This window comes from Chryseobacterium sp. YR221 (assembly GCF_900176315.1).
Taxonomy (GTDB): domain Bacteria; phylum Bacteroidota; class Bacteroidia; order Flavobacteriales; family Weeksellaceae; genus Chryseobacterium; species Chryseobacterium rhizosphaerae.
This window is the reverse complement of sequence record NZ_FWXM01000008.1, coordinates 48,489-73,182: the sequence shown is the minus strand read 5'-3', so window position 1 is coordinate 73,182 and position 24,694 is coordinate 48,489. Positions and strand designations below refer to the sequence as shown.

General features: G+C 35.0%; 19 protein-coding genes. 4 read left to right on the top strand and 15 right to left on the bottom strand.

Features of this window, described 5'->3' with window-relative positions:
* Positions 1 to 17: 17 nt before the first annotated feature.
* Complete coding sequence (locus tag B8967_RS20395) at positions 18 to 467, bottom strand: MarR family winged helix-turn-helix transcriptional regulator (protein ID WP_047486314.1); 450 nt, start codon at positions 465 to 467, stop codon at positions 18 to 20.
* Between the two features lie 224 nt (positions 468 to 691).
* On the opposite strand from B8967_RS20395, the gene B8967_RS20390 reads away from it, so the two are divergent.
* Positions 692 to 1,915: a winged helix-turn-helix domain-containing protein gene (locus B8967_RS20390; RefSeq protein WP_084087604.1), complete on the top strand. Its 1,224-nt coding sequence runs from the start codon at positions 692 to 694 to the stop codon at positions 1,913 to 1,915.
* Positions 1,916 to 1,983: 68 nt separating this feature from the next.
* Here B8967_RS20390 and B8967_RS20385 read toward each other — a convergent pair whose 3' ends face one another.
* The 13 genes from B8967_RS20385 to B8967_RS20325 form a co-directional block, all read right to left on the bottom strand.
* On the bottom strand, positions 1,984 to 3,021 hold the full coding sequence (locus tag B8967_RS20385) for a serine hydrolase domain-containing protein (protein WP_084087602.1): 1,038 nt from the start codon (positions 3,019 to 3,021) through the stop codon (positions 1,984 to 1,986).
* Between the two features lie 16 nt (positions 3,022 to 3,037).
* Positions 3,038 to 3,796 (bottom strand): alpha/beta hydrolase family protein, encoded by a 759-nt coding sequence (locus B8967_RS20380; RefSeq protein WP_084087600.1) that lies wholly within the window; start codon positions 3,794 to 3,796, stop codon positions 3,038 to 3,040.
* A gap of 124 nt (positions 3,797 to 3,920) precedes the next feature.
* A complete protein-coding gene (gene bla, locus B8967_RS20375; protein WP_084087598.1) occupies positions 3,921 to 4,808 on the bottom strand; it encodes a class A beta-lactamase, subclass A2 in 888 nt (295 codons plus the stop codon).
* 157 nt (positions 4,809 to 4,965) lie between these two features.
* Positions 4,966 to 5,628 (bottom strand): hypothetical protein, encoded by a 663-nt coding sequence (locus tag B8967_RS20370; protein WP_084087596.1) that lies wholly within the window; start codon positions 5,626 to 5,628, stop codon positions 4,966 to 4,968.
* 114 nt (positions 5,629 to 5,742) lie between these two features.
* Positions 5,743 to 7,734, bottom strand: coding sequence for a polyphosphate kinase 1 (ppk1, locus tag B8967_RS20365; protein ID WP_084087594.1), 1,992 nt, complete (start codon positions 7,732 to 7,734; stop codon positions 5,743 to 5,745).
* 1,050 nt (positions 7,735 to 8,784) lie between these two features.
* Entirely contained in the window at positions 8,785 to 9,774 is a 990-nt protein-coding gene (locus B8967_RS20360) for a helix-turn-helix domain-containing protein (protein WP_084087592.1), read from the bottom strand.
* Positions 9,775 to 12,130: 2,356 nt separating this feature from the next.
* A complete protein-coding gene (locus tag B8967_RS20355; protein WP_084087590.1) occupies positions 12,131 to 13,315 on the bottom strand; it encodes an ABC transporter permease in 1,185 nt (394 codons plus the stop codon).
* Positions 13,305 to 14,471 (bottom strand): ABC transporter permease, encoded by a 1,167-nt coding sequence (locus tag B8967_RS20350; protein ID WP_179140095.1) that lies wholly within the window; start codon positions 14,469 to 14,471, stop codon positions 13,305 to 13,307. Before B8967_RS20350 ends, B8967_RS20355 begins: the two co-directional genes overlap by 11 nt.
* Positions 14,472 to 14,489: 18 nt before the next feature.
* Complete coding sequence (locus tag B8967_RS20345; RefSeq protein ID WP_084087586.1) at positions 14,490 to 15,491, bottom strand: HlyD family secretion protein; 1,002 nt, start codon at positions 15,489 to 15,491, stop codon at positions 14,490 to 14,492.
* Between the two features lie 32 nt (positions 15,492 to 15,523).
* Positions 15,524 to 16,870, bottom strand: a complete 1,347-nt coding sequence (locus tag B8967_RS20340) for a TolC family protein (protein ID WP_084087584.1) — start codon at positions 16,868 to 16,870, stop codon at positions 15,524 to 15,526.
* Between the two features lie 468 nt (positions 16,871 to 17,338).
* On the bottom strand, positions 17,339 to 18,544 hold the full coding sequence (locus B8967_RS20335; protein WP_084087583.1) for an MFS transporter: 1,206 nt from the start codon (positions 18,542 to 18,544) through the stop codon (positions 17,339 to 17,341).
* Between the two features lie 88 nt (positions 18,545 to 18,632).
* Entirely contained in the window at positions 18,633 to 19,547 is a 915-nt protein-coding gene (locus B8967_RS20330; RefSeq protein ID WP_084087581.1) for a helix-turn-helix domain-containing protein, read from the bottom strand.
* A gap of 75 nt (positions 19,548 to 19,622) precedes the next feature.
* The gene (locus B8967_RS20325) at positions 19,623 to 20,138 is read right to left on the bottom strand and encodes a hypothetical protein (protein WP_084087579.1); all 516 of its coding nucleotides are present in this window, start codon (positions 20,136 to 20,138) and stop codon (positions 19,623 to 19,625) included.
* 117 nt (positions 20,139 to 20,255) lie between these two features.
* On the opposite strand from B8967_RS20325, the gene B8967_RS20320 reads away from it, so the two are divergent.
* The 3 genes from B8967_RS20320 (at position 20,256) to B8967_RS20310 (ending at position 23,958) form a co-directional block, all read left to right on the top strand.
* A complete protein-coding gene (locus tag B8967_RS20320) occupies positions 20,256 to 21,665 on the top strand; it encodes an aminotransferase-like domain-containing protein (RefSeq protein WP_084087578.1) in 1,410 nt (469 codons plus the stop codon).
* A 310-nt stretch (positions 21,666 to 21,975) separates the two neighbouring features.
* Positions 21,976 to 22,152 (top strand): histone H1, encoded by a 177-nt coding sequence (locus tag B8967_RS20315; RefSeq protein WP_047377485.1) that lies wholly within the window; start codon positions 21,976 to 21,978, stop codon positions 22,150 to 22,152.
* 234 nt (positions 22,153 to 22,386) lie between these two features.
* Positions 22,387 to 23,958, top strand: a complete 1,572-nt coding sequence (locus B8967_RS20310) for a M20/M25/M40 family metallo-hydrolase (RefSeq protein WP_084087576.1) — start codon at positions 22,387 to 22,389, stop codon at positions 23,956 to 23,958.
* An 81-nt stretch (positions 23,959 to 24,039) separates the two neighbouring features.
* Here B8967_RS20310 and B8967_RS20305 read toward each other — a convergent pair whose 3' ends face one another.
* A complete protein-coding gene (locus tag B8967_RS20305) occupies positions 24,040 to 24,675 on the bottom strand; it encodes an HAD family hydrolase (protein ID WP_179140094.1) in 636 nt (211 codons plus the stop codon).
* Between the last annotated feature and the right edge of the window lie 19 nt (positions 24,676 to 24,694).

Here is a 24,694-nt window from a genome sequence, read left to right as displayed (position 1 = left end):
ATTATTTTAGATCCTGATTATTCAAGGTTGGCCGTCATTTTTCTGACCAAAATAAGGGCTTTGTTGATCTCATCTTTATGAAGATCTCCAGCTGCTTTTTCATAAAGCTCCAGGGCCAATGGGTAGATAGCTTCTATGGTCTGTTGTCCTTTGGACGTAAGAAAAATCTGTTTATTTCTTCGGTCATTCTCATTTTCAATCCGTTCTACTAATTCCCGCTTTACAAGATTGTTGATGAGGTAGGTGATGCTGGACTTGTCCTTGCTCACCTGAGTTCCAATTTCTTGCTGGTTGATACCGTTATTGCGGGAAAGAAGACCCAAAATCTCAATCAGTTCAAAAGAAAGATCAGAATCATATTCATTAATCTTGGACTGAATCTTTTGTCGTAACCGACTTTTCATCTCACTCATAGCCAGCCCTAGTTCTAAGGCCAGTTCTGAAATATGGGTTGATTTTGCAGGCATAATTTTTAATAAATAATTATGATAAGTATAAAAAGAACTTCTCATACTTTCCTAACAAATATACTCAAAATTAGTTTTAATTAAAACTAATTGGTCGCAAAAAAGAGATAATTTTTCTGTTGATTTTTACATCTTAAATAGCTTGTCTGCTAACGGTGAAAAATCAATACATTTGTTTGGGCTGATCTGAAATCCGGAAGAAAAAAATTAGCCGAAAAAGAAAGATGAAAAATAAACTGACGTTGCAGCAACTCCAGCTTTTAACCCTGGAAAGCCAGGGACTGACAAAAAAATCTCCGTTTGGAACGGGAAAAAATGCTGTACTTAGTGCCGTGGAGCATCTTGGATATGTACAGATCGATACCCTCTCCATTATCGAACGGGCCCACCACCATACACTTTGGACGAGAATTCCGGATTTTCAAACAGATTACCTGGAAGAATTGGTAGAGGAACGTAAGATATTTGAATATTGGTTTCATGCAGCTTCTTATCTGCCTATGCAGGATTTCCGTTATGCTTTACCCCAAATGCTTCACGTTAAACAGGATGCCTCTCATTACTATAATGCAGACAAGAATGTAATGCAGGCTGTAATAGATACCATTCGTACAGAAGGTCCTAAAAGAGCCAGAGATTTTGAAACCCAAAGCAGCAAAACGGGTAGCTGGTGGAATTGGAAACCGGCAAAATTAGCCCTTGAGAGACTTTTTATGCAGGGAGATTTAATGATCTGTGGACGCAGCGGTATGCAGAAAATGTATGATCTCACAGAAAGGGTATTACCCAAAAGCATCAGTACAGCAGAACCTGCCCCCATTGAATTTGCTGAGTATTTAATAAAAACCTATCTCAGGGCCTATGGATTTACTACAGTAAAACAAATAACGCATCTGAGAACCGGAAATGTATTAAAAGCGAATGTAAATAAGGCCTTGCAGTCCATGATGGAAGAGGGAACACTCAGCAAAGTAGATGTCGAAGGTTTACCTCCGGTTTTTATACAAAACAATTGGCTTGAAAAAACATTCAATTCTACACCTTCCCATGTCAGGTTGCTGTCTCCGTTTGATAATTCCATTATTCATCGTGACCGTATTAAGCAGATTTTCAATTTTGACTTCCGCCTTGAATGTTATACTCCAAAAGAGAAAAGGCAGTATGGCTATTTCTGTTTGCCTATCTTATTCGGGAATCAATTTATCGGAAGGGTAGACTGTAAAACTCACAGGAAAGATAAAAAATTTGAACTGATCCATTTATTTATTGAAAACACCGATATAAGCACTGAAGTATGGCTGGAACCTTTTATAGAAGAGGTAAAGCGTTTTGCCGCATTTAATGGCTGTGAATCTCTGATACTGACCAAGGTAAGTCCTTCAAAACTGACAGCAGTCATAAAAAGAGCCTTATTTCGAAAAGAATCTAAAGGCGGAGGCATGACATAAAAATGCCTCATCGTAAAATAATGAGGCTTACCATATTTTTCTGTGTAAGAGTATTCTTTATCTGAACGTTATTTTCCCACGATATTTTCCAGAACTATATTTTTAATTGAAGCTTCCTTATAGCTCCAGTACTGGCTGTCATGGGGCATTTGGTTTTCAAGAATAACCAAACTTGTGTCAGTGGAAGGAAAATAAACATTCATGCAGGTGAAACCATCTCCAAGTCCAGTAATTCCGAAATAATTCAGTCCTTTTTCCGTGATAATTCTAACGCTGTAGCCAAATCCCATACTTTCTTTCCCGAAGGCATTATGTTGAGATTTTGTAGAAGGAGTCATCATCATCTTCTGGTATTCAGGAGAGAGTAGCTTGCCTTTATAGAGAGCCCGATCCCATTTTGCAAGATCTTCAACGGTAGACACAATTCCTGCTGCGGATAGCAAGTCCTTATTTAAAAATGAGTTTTCAACCTTTTGAAATTGGTTTTCCTTATTCATAAATCCGGAAACTAACGCCTGATTATGTTGCGGATCATAGCAGAATGTTTTTTCCATTTTCAGTTTTCTGAAAAGCGTATTGGCCAATTCTGAAAAGCTTTTTTTAGTGGTATTCTGAAGAATTTTCCCCAAGAGGTTGTAGGATAAATTTCCATATTTGAATTGTGATCCCGGTTTAAAAGCCAATGGCTTGTCTGTATCAACAATACCATGGGTATGGTTCAGAAGGTGGTGGATGGTTACCGAGTCTGCCCAGGATTGTTTCAGTTCCGGTAAATATTTTTTGATGGGAACCTGAAGGTCAAGATTCCCTTTTTCAGCAGCCTGTAAAACCAACACGGCTGTGATTTGTTTAGAATTAGACATAATCTCAAACTGATCATCAGCTTTCAGGAGAATTTTCTTCTCAAAATCTTTGTATCCATGGGATTTTATAAATTTTGTTTTTTCACCCTGAGATACCAATACGACACCATTGAACTGTATAGGTGCTGATGCCGTCATAATGCTGTCTATTTTTTTGAAATACGTTTCTGTTTTCTGAGCATTCAGATTCAGTGCTCCGGTGATCATGCAGATTGCAGTGATACTGTTTTTTATAAATGTCATCTTTTTTTTCTGAGGTTTATTTTTCTAAATATTCCAGTACTTTCTGGGTCATATATTTCCTTTCTTCAGGCGTTACATCATTATCCATACTGCTGTGATGGATGGTCGTGAATTCTACGACCATTCCATATTTTTCTTTCTCATCTTCTGAAGGTAAAACTCCTTCATCTGCAGGGTAATCATCGGAGCGTAGGGTATAGATCTTGGGTGATTTTGTTCTGGGTAATGCCATTCTGCGGTTGTCGAGGGCAATCACTTTATGAATCAATGCCGGATATTGATGAGCAAATAATGCCGTCATATCACCACCGTTAGAATGCCCTATTACAGCAAGTTGACTGTAGGTAAGATCAGGGAATTCTTTTTTCATTGTATTCAGAACAAAAAGGATATTTTGGACCCCGCGTTCCCAATTGGGTCTCCTTGTCACTTGAAGTTTTCCGTCCATAGCCAGCATTTCATCCGTAGGAAGCTCGTGTTGGATACTAACGACAAAATATCCTTTGGAAGCAAGGAATTCTGTCAGGTAAGAATAGATAAAATAATCACCACCTTTATTTTCACCCCAACCGTGGCTGAAAATCACAGGGATTTTGTTTGCATTCGCCTGATTGGCAGGTTTGTATATGGCAACCGGAATTTTTCTGTGTCTGGATTGATCAAAATACGTTAAAGTATCACGTTTGAAATCTCCGGTTGTATCAGAAGATATATTCTTTTGTACAGAACACTGGATGGAAAAAATACTTAAGAAAATGAATAGGAATAACTTCATTGGAAAATTAGTAATTGTTGAAGGTCTTTTTTAGAGGGTAAGATCGTCATTTTTTGATGCCTTATAGTTCAGGCGGACTAATAGATTGTTAAAATGAAAAGAAATTTTCTCTCCCGCAAAGGGTTTATTCTTTGCTGTAATAGTTATATGTGGCTCTAGCAATGTCCGCAATTAATTTTTCGGTATCAGTTCGTTCTTCAGTTATATTTTTCAGATAAACGGAAAGGATAATATGTTTTCCATTTGGAAGTTTAAAAATTCCAACATCATTCATTGCTGCCCTCAGTTTGTTTTCATTGGTGCTTGAAATGCCTGTTCTGTGGGCTAGCTCGGTATGATCAGGCAAGCCTGCTTTCATCCATGTCAGACCACGGGATGTTTCTGTCATAATTCGATAAAGGTATTGCGATGTATTTTCTTTCAAAACTTTTCCATTATAGAATTTTTCAAGCAAGGCAGTGGTGGCAATAGGAGTTGTAACATTTAAATAGAGATTATCCCAGTTTGACATTTGCTGCTCGTTCACTTTAATGGTAAAATCTTTAATACCTTGCTGATTAATAAACTTTTGAACAGGTTCAGTTCCACCAAGAATTCTTAAAAGAATGTCACAGCCGTTGTTATCACTGTGAGAAACTGTATATTTTAATAGCTGATCAAGAGTCAAATCTATATTTCCATTGGGAAATTCTTCCTGGATAGGGCTCCATGTCCCGGGAAGAAGATCTTCTTTTTTGATAAAGAATTTCTGATTCAGTTTTAGCTTACCTTTATCAACCTGATCTAGCACTGCCAGAGCAATATGAAATTTAAAAACACTCATCATGGGCATCATGCTGTTTCCATTGATGCTTAGAGTATCTTTATCTTCGATATTTTTTATGGAAATGCCTACCGTTGCATTTTTAGAGGCAATAATCTGCTGTATTTCTTTTCGTAAACGTTCAATGGACTGTGCATGTATTTGAATACTGATGACACTTACAGAGATCAGGAAAAGCATTTTTTTCATTTTGTGGAAAATTAGTTTTTTTATTTATTGGCGGAAGTTATCCTAATTGCTGTAAAAACTTTATTCTGGATCTTACGATTTATACCGAAGAATATCTGCTAATTTAATAAAAAAATGGGGTGAAAGCTTTGTTTTAAATAGTAAAAAAACAGAAAATTTAATTTTTTTTAACCTTTTCAAGGGGTAAGTGCTTTTTTAAGAATTCTAAAACAGATTGTTTTGAGATCATCTCAGATTGTATTCTTTTAATATCTGGAAATACTCCGTCCACCTCCACAAAGTCATCATTGATAACAAATTCCAGATATTGGTCAGTACCGTTTTTATGGATACAAAGGACCAGCTCCATCTCATTAAAAAGATTAATATCATAGACACGCTTTACAATAAAATTATAAGCCAGTGTTTCAAATACTTCCTTTTCAGAGAGTATTCTATTCTCTTCCCAATAAATGATATTTACATGCTTTGCAGACTGTATTTCTTTCAGCTGTTTTGAAAGAAATGGTGTTCCAAATATACAATCATGGGAGAAAGGAGTAGCAATCCCCCAGGAAAAATTAGCCTCATCTACAAGAGCAGAGTTCGTTAATTGATAAACCAGCGCATAAAGATCTTCATACTGAGGAATATCTTCAGGGATAATACTATAGTTGGAATCAGGGAAACGTTTATTGAGCTTTTCTATTGCGCTTCTTATTACTTTTTTGAGTACACTGTCCTGACTGACAGAACCCTTTAAATAATTTAAAAAAGGGCTGAAGGAAAATTCGACTAAATTTTCGTGAGAGGTATTATTTTTAGAGGTATTCAAAATCATTTTAGAATGATGGTATTGGGAATATTATTTTCTGGTAATTAAAACATAATGAGTTATCTGTAAGTAAGGTTTACCCTGAAAAGCTATTAGTTTAGATAACCTCTGAATAAGTGGCTATTCAGTAAATTTCTTATGTATATGATCATAAATATCATATTGAGAACGGACAGGGATCCCATTATTGGAAATGGGTTTATTGTCAAGATTTACATTGATTTCGGTAGCTTTGATATTATCATTCATCTGGATGGTGATTAATTCCAGAATTTCATTTTTTAGCTGAGGTGAGTATACAGGGCAGAGTACTTCAATTCTATCATACATGCTGCGGTTCATAATATCCGAAGAACCTATAAAAATTTTATTTTCCCCGTCATTTTCGAAAATAAAAATTCTGCCGTGCTCCAAATAACGGTCTACTATCCGGGTTACTTTTATATTTTCACTTTGTCCCGGTACTCCCGGTACAAGACAGCAGATGCTTCGTACGATAAGTTCAACTTTAACTCCGGCCTGTGAGGCTTCATAAAGTTTGCTTATGATGATAATCTCTTCAAGGTTATTTACTTTGATGGTGATCCCTGAGGGCTTACCTTTCTTATGGTTCCGGATTTCTCTTTCGATCATTTCCAGGATAAGTGACATGAGGTTAAACTGTCCCACAGCCAAATGATTAAATGAAACTTCATCCGGACTTAAAGGTTTCCTTTTCTTCAGTAAAAAATTGAAAAATGTCTCTATTTCGTTGGAAATTTCAGAACTCGCTGTAAACAGAATGTGGTCCGTATAATAACGGGCTGTAGACTCATTGAAATTTCCTGTGGAAACCAGTGCATACTTTTTTTTATCCCTTTTGATCAAAGCTACCTTTGCATGTACTTTGAGTTTTGGAATGCTGGTAATAATATGTACTCCTGCATTTTTCATTTTCCTTAACCATTTCAGATTGTTTTCTTCGTCAAATCTGGCTTTAAGCTCTACAAAGACTGTTACTTTTTTACCCAGTTTGGCTGCGATCATAAGAGCTTCAATGATGACGGAGTTCATTGCTGTCCTATAAATGGTAATATAAATTTCAGTTACTTTTTCATCGGTTGCCGCTTCCATAAAAAAGTCAATAACTTTATCATAAGACTCATAGGGAGTATGAATCATAAAATCTTGTTTATCAATCAATTCAAATACAAATCCTTCACCTGTATGTCTTTCCAATGTTTTCATAGAAGGGTAGGAGGCCTTTTCATCTTCAATTGAAATCAAATTCAAATCTTTTAAATGGTGATAGGCACTACCGGCTACGGCATCTCTAAAAGGGATACTTAGTACCTGCAACAGATTTTGAAGTTTTTTAAGTGGCATATCTTTCTCATACAGAAATCTGGTGGTTTTACCTTTTTCCCTATTTTCAAGATATACCTCCAGGTTTTCCAGGATATCTTCTTCTTTTTCAAAATTGATATTGGCATCCCGGGTGACTTTAAAATTCCATATACTTACCGCCATATTGGGAAAATACATTTCCGGTAGAAATTTCTTTAAAATATCATCAATAAAAACAATATGCCTACGATTGTTGCTGTCCGTTTCATAAAATCTTGAGACTTTATGAGTTGGGATTTTAAGGATATACATATTTTCTTTACCCTCTATGGAAGTGGTAAAAATAGCCTGATATAAAGAATTGCTTTTTATAAGGAAATTATCTTTAAGAGGAAGAGGGTATAATTCTATGGCAGGAGCTATATGACGGGTGAAATATTGTATAATCCTGCCTTCCATAAATACAGGAATTGGCTTATTGTAAATAAGCTCAATATTTTCCTTTTGCAGCTGAGGTAGTATTTTATTATGTAATATTCTTCCAAAAAATTCCTGCTGATTTACAATTTCTTTATGAATGATTTTTCTTAATGATTTTTTCTTTCCTATCAATAATTTGGGTATTCTGACTTTGTAGAACTCGTCCAAATTGGAAGAAAAAATAGAAAGAAAATTAAGCCGTTCCATTAAAGGCACGGTATCATTTTCCGCTTCAGATAGAACTCTTGCATTGAAAGATAGCCAACTCAAGTCTCTATCTGTAAATAAAGGCGCAATAGTTTTCATTTATCCGTTATTTAATCAGATATTTATTATAAAATAATACAATACGGTTACCACAAGATGGATACTCTTAGGTATTTTGTGAAAATGATAACCATAAGGAATATAAATTGTTTAATAATTTTAATCCTATTGTTGGTGTTAAAAGTAGTAATGATGCTGTGAATGAATGGTATAGGATTGGTTTTTATAAATTTTACACTTGTGTTTTTTAGAGATTATATGGAACCTGTTGTACATCTTCAGTAAAATGTGGAAAAAAAAGTATTTAAAATGATGTCTATAAATATAAATTACTGTTGATATATTGAAATGAACTGAACTAAATCATTTTTTATTAAACTTAAAAAGAGAAGATGTACAACGAATATAAAACCGGCATTTCAACCAAAACCATTTGCCGATTGGGTTCCTTAATTTTTTTAATATTTTATCTAAAAACAGAGAATAATTAATAGAGTCTTGTTGCATATTTTTTTGATTTACTATCACAGAGTTTGCTGTACATCTTTTTATAAATTATTATTAAACTGGAAGAAAGATGTACAGCAAGTTATATATTGACCAAATCTGGCAAGATACCTGACTCTGTAATGCCTATCAGGGCTTCAAATATTGAAATATATCAATTTGTCATTATTCTCATCTGGGTTGAGAATATTTTAACAGTTTCAGGAGGTCTTTATATTTCTCTGGAATCTGCTCACTTCTACTTTGTTCTATAGCAGGAAGATTCAACACCTGGAAAATTCGTACTATAACAAGCTTATGATGCTACATAATTATTATTAATGACTATTGTAGATAGAATGTGGATTATCAAGGTTTTTTTCATTTTTTGTATTTGAATTTTTTATAAATAAATATTTATTTGCTGTTTTTTATTTGCTGTTGTTAAATAAGGGGATATTAGTTTTAGAAACTTTCTAAAGCCTTTTTATCATGTTTTAAACAAATTTATAATGGTTCATAAAGCTTTTTATTATCTCAATGTCACTTTTTATTGTTTCATATTCTCTTTTTGATGATTTAAAAAATAGCTTTTGAAAATGATCAGTCTAAGTTATTTTTGAGACCTAATTTGGAACGGTATTGCATAGGAGAAATCCCTACTTGTCTTTTAAAGAATTTACTGAAAGACTGCAGATCTGCAAAAGGAAGGGAACTTGCAATTTCACTAATAGAGAGCTTGTTTTTTTTCAATTGTATTTTGGCAATAGAAACAATAGCGTCATTAATAAAATAACCTGGAGCTTTACCCGTGGTTGTTTTGATAATTTTAATTAAGTGCTTAGGTGATACAAAAAGGGCGTCTGCATAAAATTGAAGGCTTCTTTCCTTGGGACAGTTCTCAAAAACTATTTTCTTAAATTTTTCAGTAAAAACAAGATTTCTTGTTTGATTATGTAAAGCATTTATTTTTAATTCTTTATAAAAAATAATAGCGGATTCAAAAACGTATGAAATAATTAAATTTCTGATTACTTCAATATGTAAGTTGGTATTTACTTTGTCCCGCCTGGAAAGCAAGGAGGTATATAAATCGATAATCTTTTCCAGATCTTCATCATTCAGTTTAATATCATTTTTAAAATGAACCGAAAAGTGATTAAAAGATTCTAAAAAAAAATAATTATTTGAGCTGTTAACCAGAAAATCCTTGGTAAATAAAATTGTTCTCGACCTGAAATCTCTGCTTTGTGATATTTTTTGAAACGTATGGTTGGGTCCCAAAGCAAGAAATGTATTTTTATCAATTCTGATGATTTCATTATTCACTTTAATATCCATCCATCCGCTTATCCCTAGCATCAACGCATAAAAATCCGGTCTGAAAATGTTTTTATTTTTAAGTTCAAAGACAACCTGATCTGGAGAAATATAGTAATCTTCAAAATTCCAATCATAGTCATCAATGTCTTTTACTATATCAGATAATTTATATATGGGAATTTGTTTATCCTGTTCCATGTATGCAGAGATATTCATCATACTTTTTGAACTTGTATACAGGTCTGCTTTAACCGAGGTAATATTGTGCATAAATAATGGGGTATTGTATGAAGAAGTCAATATTTTCGGAAACCTGACGACTATCTCATTTCAATATACCTTAGAAATGATATATTCAAAACTTGTTTTTAGTCAATCCTTGAAAAGTAGTAGTAGGATGTTGTTAAATTTTTTTTCGTTATTGTGTGTTCCTGTTTTTTTTGTTCTTCTGATTTTTGTATTTTATAATCAATAATATCAATTTGTGTAAGTAGGATGAGTACAATGTCAAACCAATACAGTATAGCATTAGTTTTACCTATTAAAAAATTAAATTTTAAATAATGATGTAATGTTGATCTATAAAAATTGAACAACAAAAGAGATTGTAGAATGTACTTATCTCCATTTATAAATTAAGGGGGCGAGATCTTACTATTTTATTTTGATGGTGTAAAAGTAAAGACTATTCTATAATCTGGAGAATAAAAAACCAATAATTAATGGTGTGTAGTACATGTGTAGTAGATTGTTTTTTTCTGATCTATGATGGATTAAATTACAATGAAGATATATTATTTAGTATTTTGTTTCATCTGGTTATTCAATAACAGAAAATTTTGCTGCCAGAATTTATTTTTACTGAAACCATATATCAGGTAAACAAAAGAAGGCATGATGAAAATACTACCTAACAGAAGAGCTGTTCCCAGATAATTTATGGATTTTTCATTACTACCTACTACTATAAAGAATTGATATTTTAACGTTCTTTATTTCTATTTTTCCTTTTCCAACATAATCATAAAGTTCTTTGGAAAATCTCGTTCGGATTTTTCCATTTGCTCCAAAAGAGCCTTTAGCAATTCATTGGGTAAATGGTTTGTATAGGTTGTAAACTTTATCAGTATCTTTTTTTAATTACTACTTTGGTATAAAGTAAATAGCTTTATTTTATCTCTTTATTCTCGGCAGTTTTGTTGTAATACCTATAACTTTCTTGCATAATTTTGCATTGGTTGGAAGAGTAATATAACCTCTTGAACCGTAGTGTCCAATAATGCAAAATCCAGTGTATTAGTCTTAGAACAGTAGGCTGTTATGCTGTAGGCAAATATTTTTCAATTCCTCTTTTTACCAATTTTTCCGGAAGTTTTAAAAAAAAATTTCGGATCATAAGGAAATTCATGCTTAAAGAAAGTTCTTCTTGTGTGTAAGGATTTATAATCGAGTCTTACCTCCTAAATTATACAGCTATTTAAGCTAATGAGCAGCCTGTCATAAAATGAATAGAATGGCTCGGATTCCCAATTTTTGAATATAATGATGAAAATTCTTTCCCGAAATAATTGCAGTCAATCTTTTTGGAAAGTAAAAATTGCTATCAATAAAATCTGACAACATCGGACGAAATAATTTTGCCTGTTTTCTAGGATTGTTTCCCAACATATTTGTACACTTTTAAACAAATGTGACACGAAAAATTTGCAAAAAAAACAAAATTTTATATAATAAAAAGCTGATAAACAAGTGATTATTTTATTTAAGAACGGCTAATGATTGGACGTTAAATTCTTTATAAATTGGTAATACTTCTTTTATCTAAATATCTTTATTATATTGAAAATAATTAATATACGGCTCGAATTTAAGATGTTAGGTGTTGGTATTTATATATAATGTGTTTTTAGTGAGTGTAAAGAGCCGTATTTTATAATATGTATTTTATATCTTAATTATTACTAATAATGCAATACGTTTAGCTAGCAGTACTTATCTCTCCGACAATAACTAAATTTCTTAGCGTATTTCTTTCCTCAGGATGCTCAAAATGTTGATTATTTCAATACTGTTTAACTATACAATGACACTATCTCATTTATATTTTTCTCCAATATTTTTATTTTTAAAGAAAGTTGCTGTTTTCATTGCAAAATCAAATAATCATAGTGTAGGCTTCCTTTGCCTGCCACATATTAGGGCGGATATCATGACAAAGGGATTCTAAATGGAGTTCTATATTATTTTTCCTGGAATATTTATACTTTTATATTTTATAGGTTACAAAATAAAAATACCTGTGATATATTAAATCTAATATCAAATAAATAGATCATATTCACAGGTATTTAAGTGCTATAAAATTTGAAAAGTGAGATTTCATTTACTGATTTTGATATGAATCATTACTTTCAACAGGACAAAGTTATTAATGAATGTATTAGGGTATATTATCTTAAATTCTCTTTTAATAGTTTAAAATTCTCTTTACGATGAATTATTTTTTTTAATCAACGGGATGTTATCTTCCTGCAAATGAACTTGTCAATGCTGTAGTATAAATTGAAAATAGTATGATGGCAATAGTAGAAGAACTGCAAATGTTATTTGTTAACCAAAATAACGATTATGAAATTTTCAATCGGTAATTAACCAATATGGCAATAACGAAGTAAAACACTGCTGTGAGCCACATCTGCCCCCATAAATCTTTTATATCTCCCAGACTTGCCTGGAACTGGCTAAGCGCTAAAAATCCTCTGGCACCAACGGTTGAAGGGAATGCATACGATAATATTTTTACCCATTGAGGGAAAGCAACTACCGGCCATGAAATTCCGGTAAGGAAAACTGCAGGGGTAGATAAAAATGTGACAGACATTGCTGCGTCTTCTCTTCTTTTGAAAATTCCCATGAGTGAAAATCCTAAAAATATAACTGCCAAAAAGAAAGGAATTAAAAATACAATGACATCTCCAAATGCTGCCCTGAAAGGTAATTTGAAAATAGTGAAAGTACCTCCGACGATCACTGAAAACACCAGAATACATAATAATAAGTAAGCCAATGCCCGGCCTAATAGTACCGGAATAATTTTAAGATGGGTAGAATCTGAAATACGATAAGCTTCGAGGTATTTGTTTTGTTCCCGGAAAGTTCCCCCTAAAACCCCAATAGAAGTAAGTAATAATGTCTGCATAACAATCAGAAAAACAACAGGTAGCAGAAATGTTCCATAGCCTCCATAAGGATTAAAAACGGGTTTGGTGATAGCCGTAATCGATCGGCGGGAAATCGTACTGTTTCCATAGTTTAGTCCACTGCGTAAAGATTTACCTATTTCTATTTGAGCATTAAAAGTGCCCATAACAGAGGCTGCGGCACCAGAAATAGCTTTGTTATGTAACATATTTGAGGCGTCGCTATATAATAATATTGATGATTGGCGTCCGAGAGATATTTTTTGTTCAAAGTCTTCAGGGATAACCAGTATTCCAAAGACTTTACCCTCAATAAATTCTTTTTTTGCCTCATTCATATCATTAGAAACCACAGGTACACTTACCTGCTGAGTAGCGTCAAGCATCCTTATATAATTTCTGCTCATACTGCCCTTATCCAGATCTACAACTGCTATGGGCGTTTTTTCAATAATTTCATTACTGTATATTGAACTATTTAAAAAAGCAACAACAAGCGTAATGATAAGAAATGTAGTCCGTAAAGCGGGATCACCAAAAAAATGAATTAATTCTGCCTGAAAGGCTTTGAATATCGTCTTTATGATTCTGAAAAATAAATTATTTGTCATGATATCCTCCTTTTTGTAGTTGATAACTGAATTTTTTTAATGAGAGTAAGCCTATCAAAGCAAAAACTCCGAAGCCTATCAAATAGGGAAGGGATTCAGTAATGGGCATTCCTTTAACGGCGATATTGGTAAGTGCTCTGGAATATGAAGAAAATGGAAAGATAGAATCCATAATCATAATTGCGGTAGGCATTCCTTCCTGAGGAAATGTATATCCACTGAATGAATATGCTAAAGAAGAATAACCTCCTCCCATAGCGCATAAGGATCTGAAATCCTTACTGATCGTTACAAAGAAAACCGCCATGAGCTGATATACAATGATTAAAATAAGAGTTAATATATATACATTTACAACAGAGGTATTAATCGGAATGCCCAGATAGCCAAATAGATAGGCTACCATCAAAATGGTCAGTAAAGAAAAAATAATAGTATAAGGTAATATTTTTCCGAAAAATGCAAAGAAAACATTATTACCACTCAATTGATATAAGTCCGTCCCTTTGTTATATTTCAGAATACTTCCCAGCAGGTATAATGTTGTGATCATTACCGTAAGCTGTAATGTCATGGGAAAAAGAGAAAGACAAAGGTAATAGGCATAGTTAAGAAAAGGGTTAAATAATGTATGGCTTCTCATAATAACAGCCTGAACAGCGTTTTTCGCCTGTAACGAAGAGGAGCCCCTTTTCATAATTACATTAACTTTTGCAGAAGCAGAGAAATTTCCTACGACTGTGTTAAATCCTTTATTGATAAGTCCTGCAGGTGTCATGTAATCATTATTGACATATAATACCACATTGACATTCTTCCCGCGGCTGATATCTTTTTTAAAGTTATCGGGAATAATAACCAAACCAAATACATCACTGGTTTGTATCTGTTTAAGTCCTTCGCCTTCGGTATTTACTTCTTTTGTAAAATCCAGTGTAGAATTAGCATTTATCTGTCTGATAAGCTCTCGTGACAGAGATGTTTTATCCTCATCCAAAACGGCTATGGGAAGCTCCCGAAGTACGCCGTCACCAAAAATGGCAGCATATAGGATAAATATGGCTAAAGGAACTCCTAATGTCCAAAGTATTATACTAGGTTTCTTTATGATTGTTTTCCATTCATAGAAAAACACTTTCCAAAAGCCGTTTTTCATTGTATCCATTTTGGTTAGTTATAATGTTACAGATGGTATCAGTACACTCATCCCCGGACGGAATCCTTCAATTTTCTTTGTAGGATAGGCTTTAACTTTGAATGTTCTCATATCAAAGCCTCCTTTCGTTTTGGTGGCTGTCCAGGTAGCAAAATCTCCAAGTGGAGCAATAAATCTTACCTGAAGTTCAATTTTTTTGTTATCTAATGCAGGAACTACTCCTTCAAATTTGCTGTTCATTTTGAATTTTCCCATCTGGTCTTCTTTGATGTTGATCACTACCCAGATATCATTCAGATCCACAAGATTTACAATGGGATATCCTGCATTGACAAGTTCCCCAAGATTCGGAAAATATTGATTTACCTCTCCATCCGCAGGAGCAATAACATTGATCTCACTTCTATATACATTCACCTCTTTTACGGCACCATCAGCCTGTCTCATAGAGGCTGCAGACGCATTTTTATCTTCAGTTCTGGCTCCGTTTTTTGCCATCAGATAATTATTGTATGCTGCTTTTTCCTGTTCTCTGGAAGCATTTTTCTGTCCTTTTGCTTCATCTCTTTTTTGTGCAGGAATTACTTTTTCCTGGTACAGGTTTTCCATTCTTTTATAAGTAGTTTCTGCAAGATCAGCGGAAGCTTTGGCCTGCTGCCAGGAATTATAAGCTCCCTGAACCTGCTCATAACGGGTTCCGTTGATTGCTTTATCGTATTGTGCGGTTGCAGCATCTTTTGCAGATTGGGCCTGAATCAGTTTAGCGTCAAGTTCCGGACTGGATAAAATAGCCAGTAGCTGTCCTTTTTTTACAGACTGCCCTTCATCAGCCAGTTTCTTCTCCAGCCTTCCGGTTACTTTAGGTGCAACATGAATTTCAGTAGCTTCTGCTTGCCCCTGTAAATAATCTTTTGTTGGACTTGTGAGAAAATAAACTGATACAGCAGCTATCGCTCCAAATATTAATATAATGATGAGGATATTAATGAATGTAACTGATTTTTTCTGATTTGTCGCCATTGTAATAATTTTAAGTTATATAATTTGAGATTTTATTGGGCATTTTGGACATAATCACTGCTCATTCCGCATACCTCAAAAAGCTTTGCAAGGTTGGTATCATAGTCCGTATATGCTTTCAACTGTTCAATTTTTTTCCCCGATAGGTTCAATTCAGCATCAATAACATCTGTAGACGTTGAAATTCCTTCCGCAAAAGAGGCCTTTCGTATCCTTACAAGTTCTTCTGCCAATTTTATAGATTCATTTAAAGAAACAATTTGTTCATCCGATTTTTTAAGCTCATTGTATAACTTTTCAACATATGTTTTAATATCAAGCTGAAGCTTCTCTCTGGTCATTTCAATGGTCTCTTTTTCACTTTTGGCTGCAAGAATTTTATTCTTCTGCCCAAATCCGTCAAAAAGATCATAGGTAACCATGATACCTAAAATTAAAGGGTTTTTTACCAAAGGAAAGTTATGAGAAGCAAGAATCTGCTGGCCAGTTAATAAAACAGTAGGCAGATGGCCTGCTTTTTCTATATTAATCCCTTGCTGGGCAATCTCTTCTACAAGTTTTAATTTTTGTATTTGAGGATAATTGGCTGCTGCCTTCTCTTTGTATTCTTCTAAAGAATTCATATTTTCTTTTAAAAAGAAGGGTGTAGTAAGGGTAAACTCCTCTTCTGTCTCCAGAGTTGCGGAAAGGGCTGTTTTTGCCAGCTGTAAATCTTTTTTAGAAGCCAGCAACTGTCTTTCAGCTTCAGCCACGGCTACCTTAGCTTGCAGAACCTCTACACCCGCAATGATACCGCTACGTTCCATTTTTACTGAATTTGATAAGTGAACGTTCATTACCTCCAGGACATTCTCTTTTACCGTAACAGCTTCTTCGGCGAGTTTTGTCTTAAAATAACTGTTGGCCAACTCTGAAATAAGGCTTTGCTCAGAATTATTTTTGTCCACTTTGGCTACTTCAGCATTTATTTTAGCAATATTGACTGCTGATCTTATTTTTCCGCCCGTATATATAGGCCAGGCCATTGATATTCCTCCAAATGCCATATCTTTTTTTTGAAGGGTAAAATCCCAGCTTCCTAATATATCCGGGGAGTGGAGCTGAAATAACGTAGCAAGTTGATCTCTTTTGTCGTTAAGATTAAGTCTGTATTCTTTGTCTATATAAGTTGCAGCTCCAAATGCTTTAATCTGAGGATAGAACATGCTTTGGGCAGCTTTTATCTTATAATGGGTTGCATCTATCTTTTTATTATTTATTTTTACTTCTATATTTTTATTCATCATCATACTACTGGCTTCAGAAAAACTGAGTGCAGATTGAGCGTATAAGCAATTTCCGCCTGACAATATGATGATAAGCTTAACCAATAATTTCATTGCCGTTATTTTATAGTTTATCAATTTAAAAGTGATTATGAATCATTGTATAAAATAGAGAAACTGCGTTTTGATTTTTTTAAGAATACAATGACAGCTTCCATGAATTGTATTTCCCAATATTGGGATAATAAAAACGTACATTTTTATCTTTTTCAGGCTGAAAATCCTAGTGTGTAATAAGAATGGTGTGTAATTACCATGTATAGATTTTGCTTATTTATTCCTTATTTTCCGGAAATAAACTCCTTATAAAACCTGTTGTTTTTACCGTTATTTATTTAACAATCAATCATAGCTGCTAAATTATCATTGATCTCGGTATATTGGCTTATTTGAAAGTAGTTAAATGTAGTCCGAAAGTATCATTATTTGGAAAGTTTGTTTCAAACTCAGAGAAGAGTTGATGAGAAATAGATAATAAGAGCGAGGAAATATCTTCAGATTTTAAAATAAAAAAAGCAGAGATTAATTCTCTGCTTTTTCTTTTTTGATCGCCTGGTTCATAATAAGAATGATTCCGAGGAGGAAAAAGGCTATAATCAGATAGCGCCATGCCAGTCCTTGTTGTTCTGTTACAGTTCCGCTTACAGAAATAATAAAACTCGAAATAGAGGTGATCACATAGACCAGCCCACCCATCAATCCACCCGCTGTTCCTGCATTTTTAGGAAAATATAGCATACTTGTTGTGAAAAACGAAGTAAACAACACCCCTGAACAGATATGAATAAAAAAGGCAAAAGGAACCATGATGAAAAGGCTTTCTGCATAATTGCTGGTGATGATCAATGCAACAATCAAGGCGAGCTGCAATAGAATAGGCTGCAGGATACGGGGCTTAAAATCCAGTGTAAGTCTGCGTTTTCCTATAAAACCTCCGATCATCCATGAGAAACCTAAAATTAAAGTACAATATCCAATGACTACAGGGGTAAAATGAAAAGTATTTTCAATAATAAATGGTCCTGTAATATTAAAAAGCATAACAATAGAATAGCTTAATCCCAAGATGAAAATTCCCAACATAAAGATCCTGTTTTTAAGCATCATTTTATAAAGGCTTATATTTTCTGCAAGATCAAGCTTCTTTTTCTGGGGAAGGCTTTCCCCACTGAAAAACCACTCGAACAGAAAGATAAGTCCTGCATACAGGGCCAGAAAATGAAAGTTGGCATGCCAGTTAAAAAGTTTTTCAAGATAACCTCCCAGAAAAGGAGCCAGAATAGGTCCGCAGGACCAGACAATGGTAAAATAACTCAGGTAATGTTTTACCCTTTCTGAATCATAAATATCTACAAAAATAGCACGGGTAGCCACAACAAGCACGGAAACGGCAACACCCTGAAGAATACGCAGCAGACATATTAATAGAATACTATCAGTCATTGTAATCAGGAGGCTGCTGATGACCAGAAGGAATAAAGCAAGCAGTTTTGGACGGTAACGCCCAATACTATCAAGGATTCCGCCTACAAACAGCTGGGAAATTCCATAGCTCAGCAGGTAGGAGGTAAGCGTAATCTGGATATCTTTTTCAGAAACCGATAATTCTCTGGCCATTGATGGAAATGACGGTAGGTAGATATCTGTGACAAACCCTGAAAGAGGGATAGACACAAAGGCCATAATGGTGATTAGCTTTATGCGTTTTTCAGATGCTTCTCTCAACATATTCATTCATTTTTACAATGCAAAAATAATTCAAGAAAAGTAAAATCCAGTTTTAAAAGACAAAGTAAAAATTACGAAATTCAAATAATTAAAATGCATTTTTAAATTTTAAAGGGGAAGTCTGTGCATGCTTCTTAAAAAAATTATTAAAATGGGAAGGTTGCTCAAAACCCAAAGTATAGCCAATTTGTGCAATATCCCAGTTGGTGTATTTCAGCAGGTTTTTAGATTCTTCAAACATTTTGTCCTTAATGATCTGTGTGGTTGTAAGATGGGTGACTGATTTTACAGAAGAGTTTAAATGATTCACATGTACATTAAGATGATCAGCAAAATCTGAAGGTGTTCTTAAGGCCAGCGGATAAGCTGGTGAATCTAATGGGAACTGTTTGGTAAGCAATTCATCAAACAGTTTATAAAGGCGAACATTAGCGGGAAGTTCGTTGGGGCTGATATCCTCTACACGATTTTCCAGAGCCAGATGCAGTACGGAGGCAAGATTGCTTTTGATACTGGAGCATCGAAATGGATAGACCGAATTATTGATCTTGTATATCTGCTCAAAATATAGGGTTGCCAGCTGGGTTTGCTCTTCGGTTAAAAAAACGACAGGTTTGCTCCACTCTTTGAAGAGTGACGTTTTTTTGAATAAATTAAACTCTGAATTTCCATTAAAAAACTCCTGGTTGAAGAGGCAAAAATAACCCTCCTGAAAATCACCGTCACATTCCCAGGTATAAGGAATGCTGGGGGAAGGGAAAAATAAAGCAGGACGGTCAATATACAACTGATGAGTTCCATAATGAATAGTCCCTTTTCCTATGATAAAGCTAATCTTATAATAATCACGCCGGTTGTAAGGACTTTTGAAACTGCAATACTTTCGCATGGAAATATTGAAATGAGATTTCCCCATTTCAAAATCTTCCGAATCAAACAGTTTAATCTCATCTTTCCGAATGCGTCTGTAATAATCTTCTATGGTTTCCAGCTGATCACTCATTGTCTTAAAATTATAAAAATCAAAGATACGAAATTGTAAAGAGATATAAGGTTTTTCAGTTTTTGATCCGGATTTTTAATTTTTGTGAATTTCCATTTTTAAAATAGACGACGGAAGCTGAAAAGGTCCGGCTTGCGTCTGGGAAACCGGTGTAAAGCCAGATTCCTTCAAAAATTCCAGAAGCGGATCATGGCTGAGCATATTGATCCATATTATATCTGTAAAACCTAGTGCAGATCTGCATTTTTTCCAAAGAGACTGCCTTGTTTCAGGAGAATCGAATTCAGGAAGTATAACAAAGCTGATTTCCGCAGACCTTTTTCCTTCAGGTATTCCCGGGTATACAGAGCCGCTTTTAATGATACTGTATCCCACTGGTTGCTGATCTGCATACGTCATGATAAGCTGGTTGGAAAGATCGTTCAGTTCATTAATCATCTTTCTCGGATCTATATCGTTGCTGATGTATTTTTTGATGTCTTCTTCAGAAACAAAGTCCTTGTGCAGGCTATAAACAGAAGAATCGATAATGGTTATAAGATCAGAAATTCCCTCTTCAGAACCTACCGTAAATTTTGAAATGATATCCATGCTTTTTTTTATTCAAAATTATAAGATTTATCCGAGCAGAAGGGATACAGTTTGCGAAAATATGATCAGTACAGATGTTTATTTTGTAAATTTGTTCAGTACAGTTTAGCCGAGTTTATGAAACCATACAAATACGAAATTTTTACAGTTGTTATTGAGGAGCAAATCCGTAACGGACTTTTGCAGGGTAAAGATCGCCTGCCATCTATCCGGGAAATTAAGAAAACATATCAGCTGAGTACAAGTTCTGTTCAGAGTGGTTTCGAATACCTTATGATGAAAGGCCTGGTTGAAAGCAATCCGCGTTCAGGATATTTTGTTTCGGACATCGTAGAAGAAAATATTCCCAGAAGAAGAGCAAAGCTTGCTCCGGTAGTCAGGGATGAGGCATTTATGAAAAACATGATGCTGACATCCAAAAGAACGTCGGAGTTCAGCTCTTTTAATGCCGCTATGCCGGGAGATCTTCTGATTCCACAAAAATTAATACTCAGGACGATGCAGGAAGTGATCCGTGAAAAAGGGGCTTCACTTCTCCGGTATTATCCTTCAAACGGGTTAGAACCCTTGAGAAAACATATTGCAGTCCAAATGGGAAAATATGGAGGCACATGTAATCCTGATGAATTGATTATTACAGATGGAGCTTTGCAGGCATTGGTTATTGCATTGAGGTCTGTAACAAATACCGGAGATGTGGTAGCGGTTGATAGTCCCTGTGTATTTTCAATATTAGAAGTGATTGCTAATCTGGGGCTTAAGGTTATAGAGGTTCCTGTTCATTATCGGAATGGTTTTGACACGGAGTATTTCAGAAAAATATGTGCAGAAAATAATATCCGTTCCCTGGTGGTAACTCCCAATTTTCACAATCCTACTGGTATTTTGATGAGTGATGATACAAAGAAAGAGCTGCTGAGAATAGCTGTAGCACATCAGGTCCCGGTCATTGAAAATGATATGTATAGCGATCTTTATTTTACGGAAAAAAGACCCCGTTGCATTAAAAATTTTGATGAAACGGGATTGGTGATGACGTATTCTTCATTTTCAAAGACATTGGCACCGGGCATTCGCTTAGGCTGGTTGTCTACAGGTCGTTTTTATTCAAAGGCAGAGAGAAATAGGTTTGTATTGGGGAAATCGGTGTCGCCCATTTATCAGGAGCTGGTACTCAAACTTCTTCAGGGAAACAGCTATGAAAGGCATTTGCGCTCATTTCGAAAAAAACTGAACGAACAAGCAACTATGGTACTGGATGCATTAAGAAGGCATTTTCCACAAGACTCATATTTTCACAGACCACAGGGTGGTTACAGCATTTGGGGACAGTTACCAGAGACTGTTGATATGGATGCATTCTACCTTTACTGTGAAAATAACAAAATTGTATTTACTCCCGGTACTACATTTTCTCTTACAGAGCACTACAGTCACCATTTTAGGATAGTATTTACAGAGAGAATTACCCCAGAGAGCCTCGCCTTACTGAAAAGTGTAGGAGAAAAGCTCAGAAGTTGCAGCTGATTTAGTCAGATAAAATTGGATAAATGATGTCTGAGAGGGTAAAGAAAATGTTTAAACATAGAAGTCTGATCTCTAAAATTGATTAATTCTAAAGGATGAAGGGTTTTCTGACGGAAATGTTGATTGTTAATGATGCTTTTAGGCCATTTTGTAGCCGGTTATAGCATGTAAAAAGTACATGTATTTGATTATTTCCTCGGTATAAGAGAAAAGAATTTTACTGAAATTCAGGATTTTTATAAATTTTCTGGGTGCTGTATTGGCTGGAATCACCATAAAACCTATATTTGCAGCCTAAATTTTTAAATAAATGAAAGAACTAATTGAAAAAATCAACGCAGAATTTGAAGCGTTCACAACTGAGGCAAACCAACAAGCAGAAAAAGGAAACAAAGCAGCTGGTACAAGAGCTCGTAAAGCAGCTTTAGAACTAAGCAAACTGTTCAAAGACTTCAGAAAAGTTTCTGTAGAAGAAGCTAAAAAATAATTCACCTCTAACCGGCTTTTAAAGCCGGTTTTTTTATGCCTCCAATTTCTGTACAAAATTTCTTTCGCTTACTCATGATAGCCCATACAGCAGCCTGTTTTTGTTAACCTTTTATGATGAATATCAACTTTTCATGCAAAAAGGTTGAAAACATTCGTCTGTAAAGACTTTTTTGCCTCTAATCCTTTATCATTTCCGCAATTTCCTTTATCTTTAAACCAATCAATATATGTTATGAAGATAAATAGATTTTTTGCAGTACCGGCAGTGGTGTTGGCTGCCCAATTTTCATGGGCTCAGGTAAAAGTAGATCCGAAAGAAAAACTTGATCCGATCGTAAAAAGTTTTGTAGATGAGGTAAATAACAATTCTCAGCTTGAAAATATGGCTGGCGAATTATTAGACGGTATAGGCCCACGTCTTGTGGGAACTCCGGAAATGCTTGCCGCCAATGAATGGAGTGCCGGGAAACTTCGCTCATGGGGAGTGGAGGCTAACCTTCAGCAATTTGGAACATGGAAAGGCTGGCAAAGAGGGATTACCCATGTTGATATGGTATATCCGCGTGTAAAATCACTGTCTGCAACGCAATTGGCCTGGAGCCCGGCAACTAAAAAAGCTGTGGAAGCAGAAGTAATTATTCTTCCTAAAGTATCTTCTAAAGCAGAATTTGATCAATGGCTGCCTTCTGCAAAAGGAAAAATTGTGCTGATGGCTCAATATCAAAAAATAGGACGCTCTGATGAGCAGATCAAAGAATTTGCAACTCCTGAGCTTTATGAAAAGCTTAAAGCGGAAAAAGAGCAGGCTACCAAGGATTTTACTGCGTATGTGAAAAATATAGGCTATGACAATAGTACGCTTCCGGAAGCTTTGGAAAAAGCAGGGGCAGCAGGAATTGCTATTTCCAACTGGACGGGGATTATGGGCGCCAACAGAATCTTTGGAGCAAAAACATCTAAAATTCCAATGATCGACATTGATGTGGAAGATTATGGAATGCTATACAGAATGGCCGAAAAAGGAAGTAAGCCAAAAATTAAAATTGATGCCCAGTCAAAAATTCTTCCTGATGCCAAAAGTTTCAATACCATCGGAATGATCAAAGGAAAGGAAAAACCTGAAGAATATGTTATTCTCTCTGCTCACCTTGATTCCTGGGATGGAGCTCAGGGAGCTACGGATAATGGAACAGGTACTCTTACGATGCTTGAAACCATGAGAATCCTGAAGAAATATTACCCAAACAATAAGAGAACAATCGTTATCGGACTTTGGGGAAGTGAAGAACAGGGATTAAATGGTTCAAGAGGCTTTGTAGCAGACAATCCTCAGATCATTAAAGGAGTACAGGCTGCCTTCAATCAGGATAACGGAACAGGAAGAGTGGTAAACATCAGCGGTCAGGGATTTGTGAAAGCATATGATTATATCGGAAGATGGCTTGATGGAGTTCCAAAAACCGTAAAAGGACACATTAAAACCGACTTCCCGGGAATGCCAGGAGGTGGAGGTTCTGATCATGCTTCCTTTGTAGCGGCAGGAGTGCCGGGATTCTCTTTAGGTTCTCTGAACTGGGGGTATTTTGGATATACATGGCATACTACAAAAGATACGTATGATAAGATTGTTTTTGATGAAGTGAAAAATAATGTGGTTTTAACTGCTGCATTGGCGTATATGGCTTCTGAAGATCCTGAATTTACCAATAGAGAAAAAAGAGTAATGCCTCAGGATGAAAAGGGCGGAACAGTAAAATGGCCGGAACTTAAGGAACCGAGAAGAGATTCTAAAGAATATAAATAATACGATATTAGTATTCAAAATAACAAAGGCTGCCTATTTAGGCAGCCTTTTTATGTAGGTATATTCGTATAGTTTTTACAATTAGATATACAATTCTAAATCTGAAAACTTTGAAATAGAAGGTTCATATGAAGGATCTTCTAATTTTCCAAAACCATATTTACAAAAAATAAACTCCAGCTCATTTGATTTTGATGAGTTGTAATCTGTTTGGGTGTCGCCAATATAAATAGTGTTTTCGGGGTTTAATTGATTCCTTTCCATGATCAGCTTTATATTTTCGGCCTTGGGTTGTTGGGTCCGTCCGTGAGATTCAAAATCCGTAAACAGATCATTGAACTGAAAGTATTCTAAAAATGCTTCAATATATCCATCCTGACAATTGCTTACGATAAAAAGGCGGTGCGTGTTGGTAAGGCTTTTCAGGGTATTCTCAACACCATCATATAAAATCCCGCCCTGGATACGCAGTGTTTCATTTTCCTGAGAAACAATTTCAGAAAGTATTTCCTGAGCTTGCAGGTCAGAAATTCCCGGAACAATATCTTTAACAATATCAAGAGCCAGTAATCCCATATACTGATCCATATCTTCAGGTTTCAGGTCTTTTTTTATCAATTGATGCCTGTTCAGAACATGATTCCATATCGTAATGACAGAAGCTCTGGAATCCCATAAAGTTCCATCCAAATCGAAAATTAAATTCTTATAATTCAAGGTGTTTTTTTTTATTGAT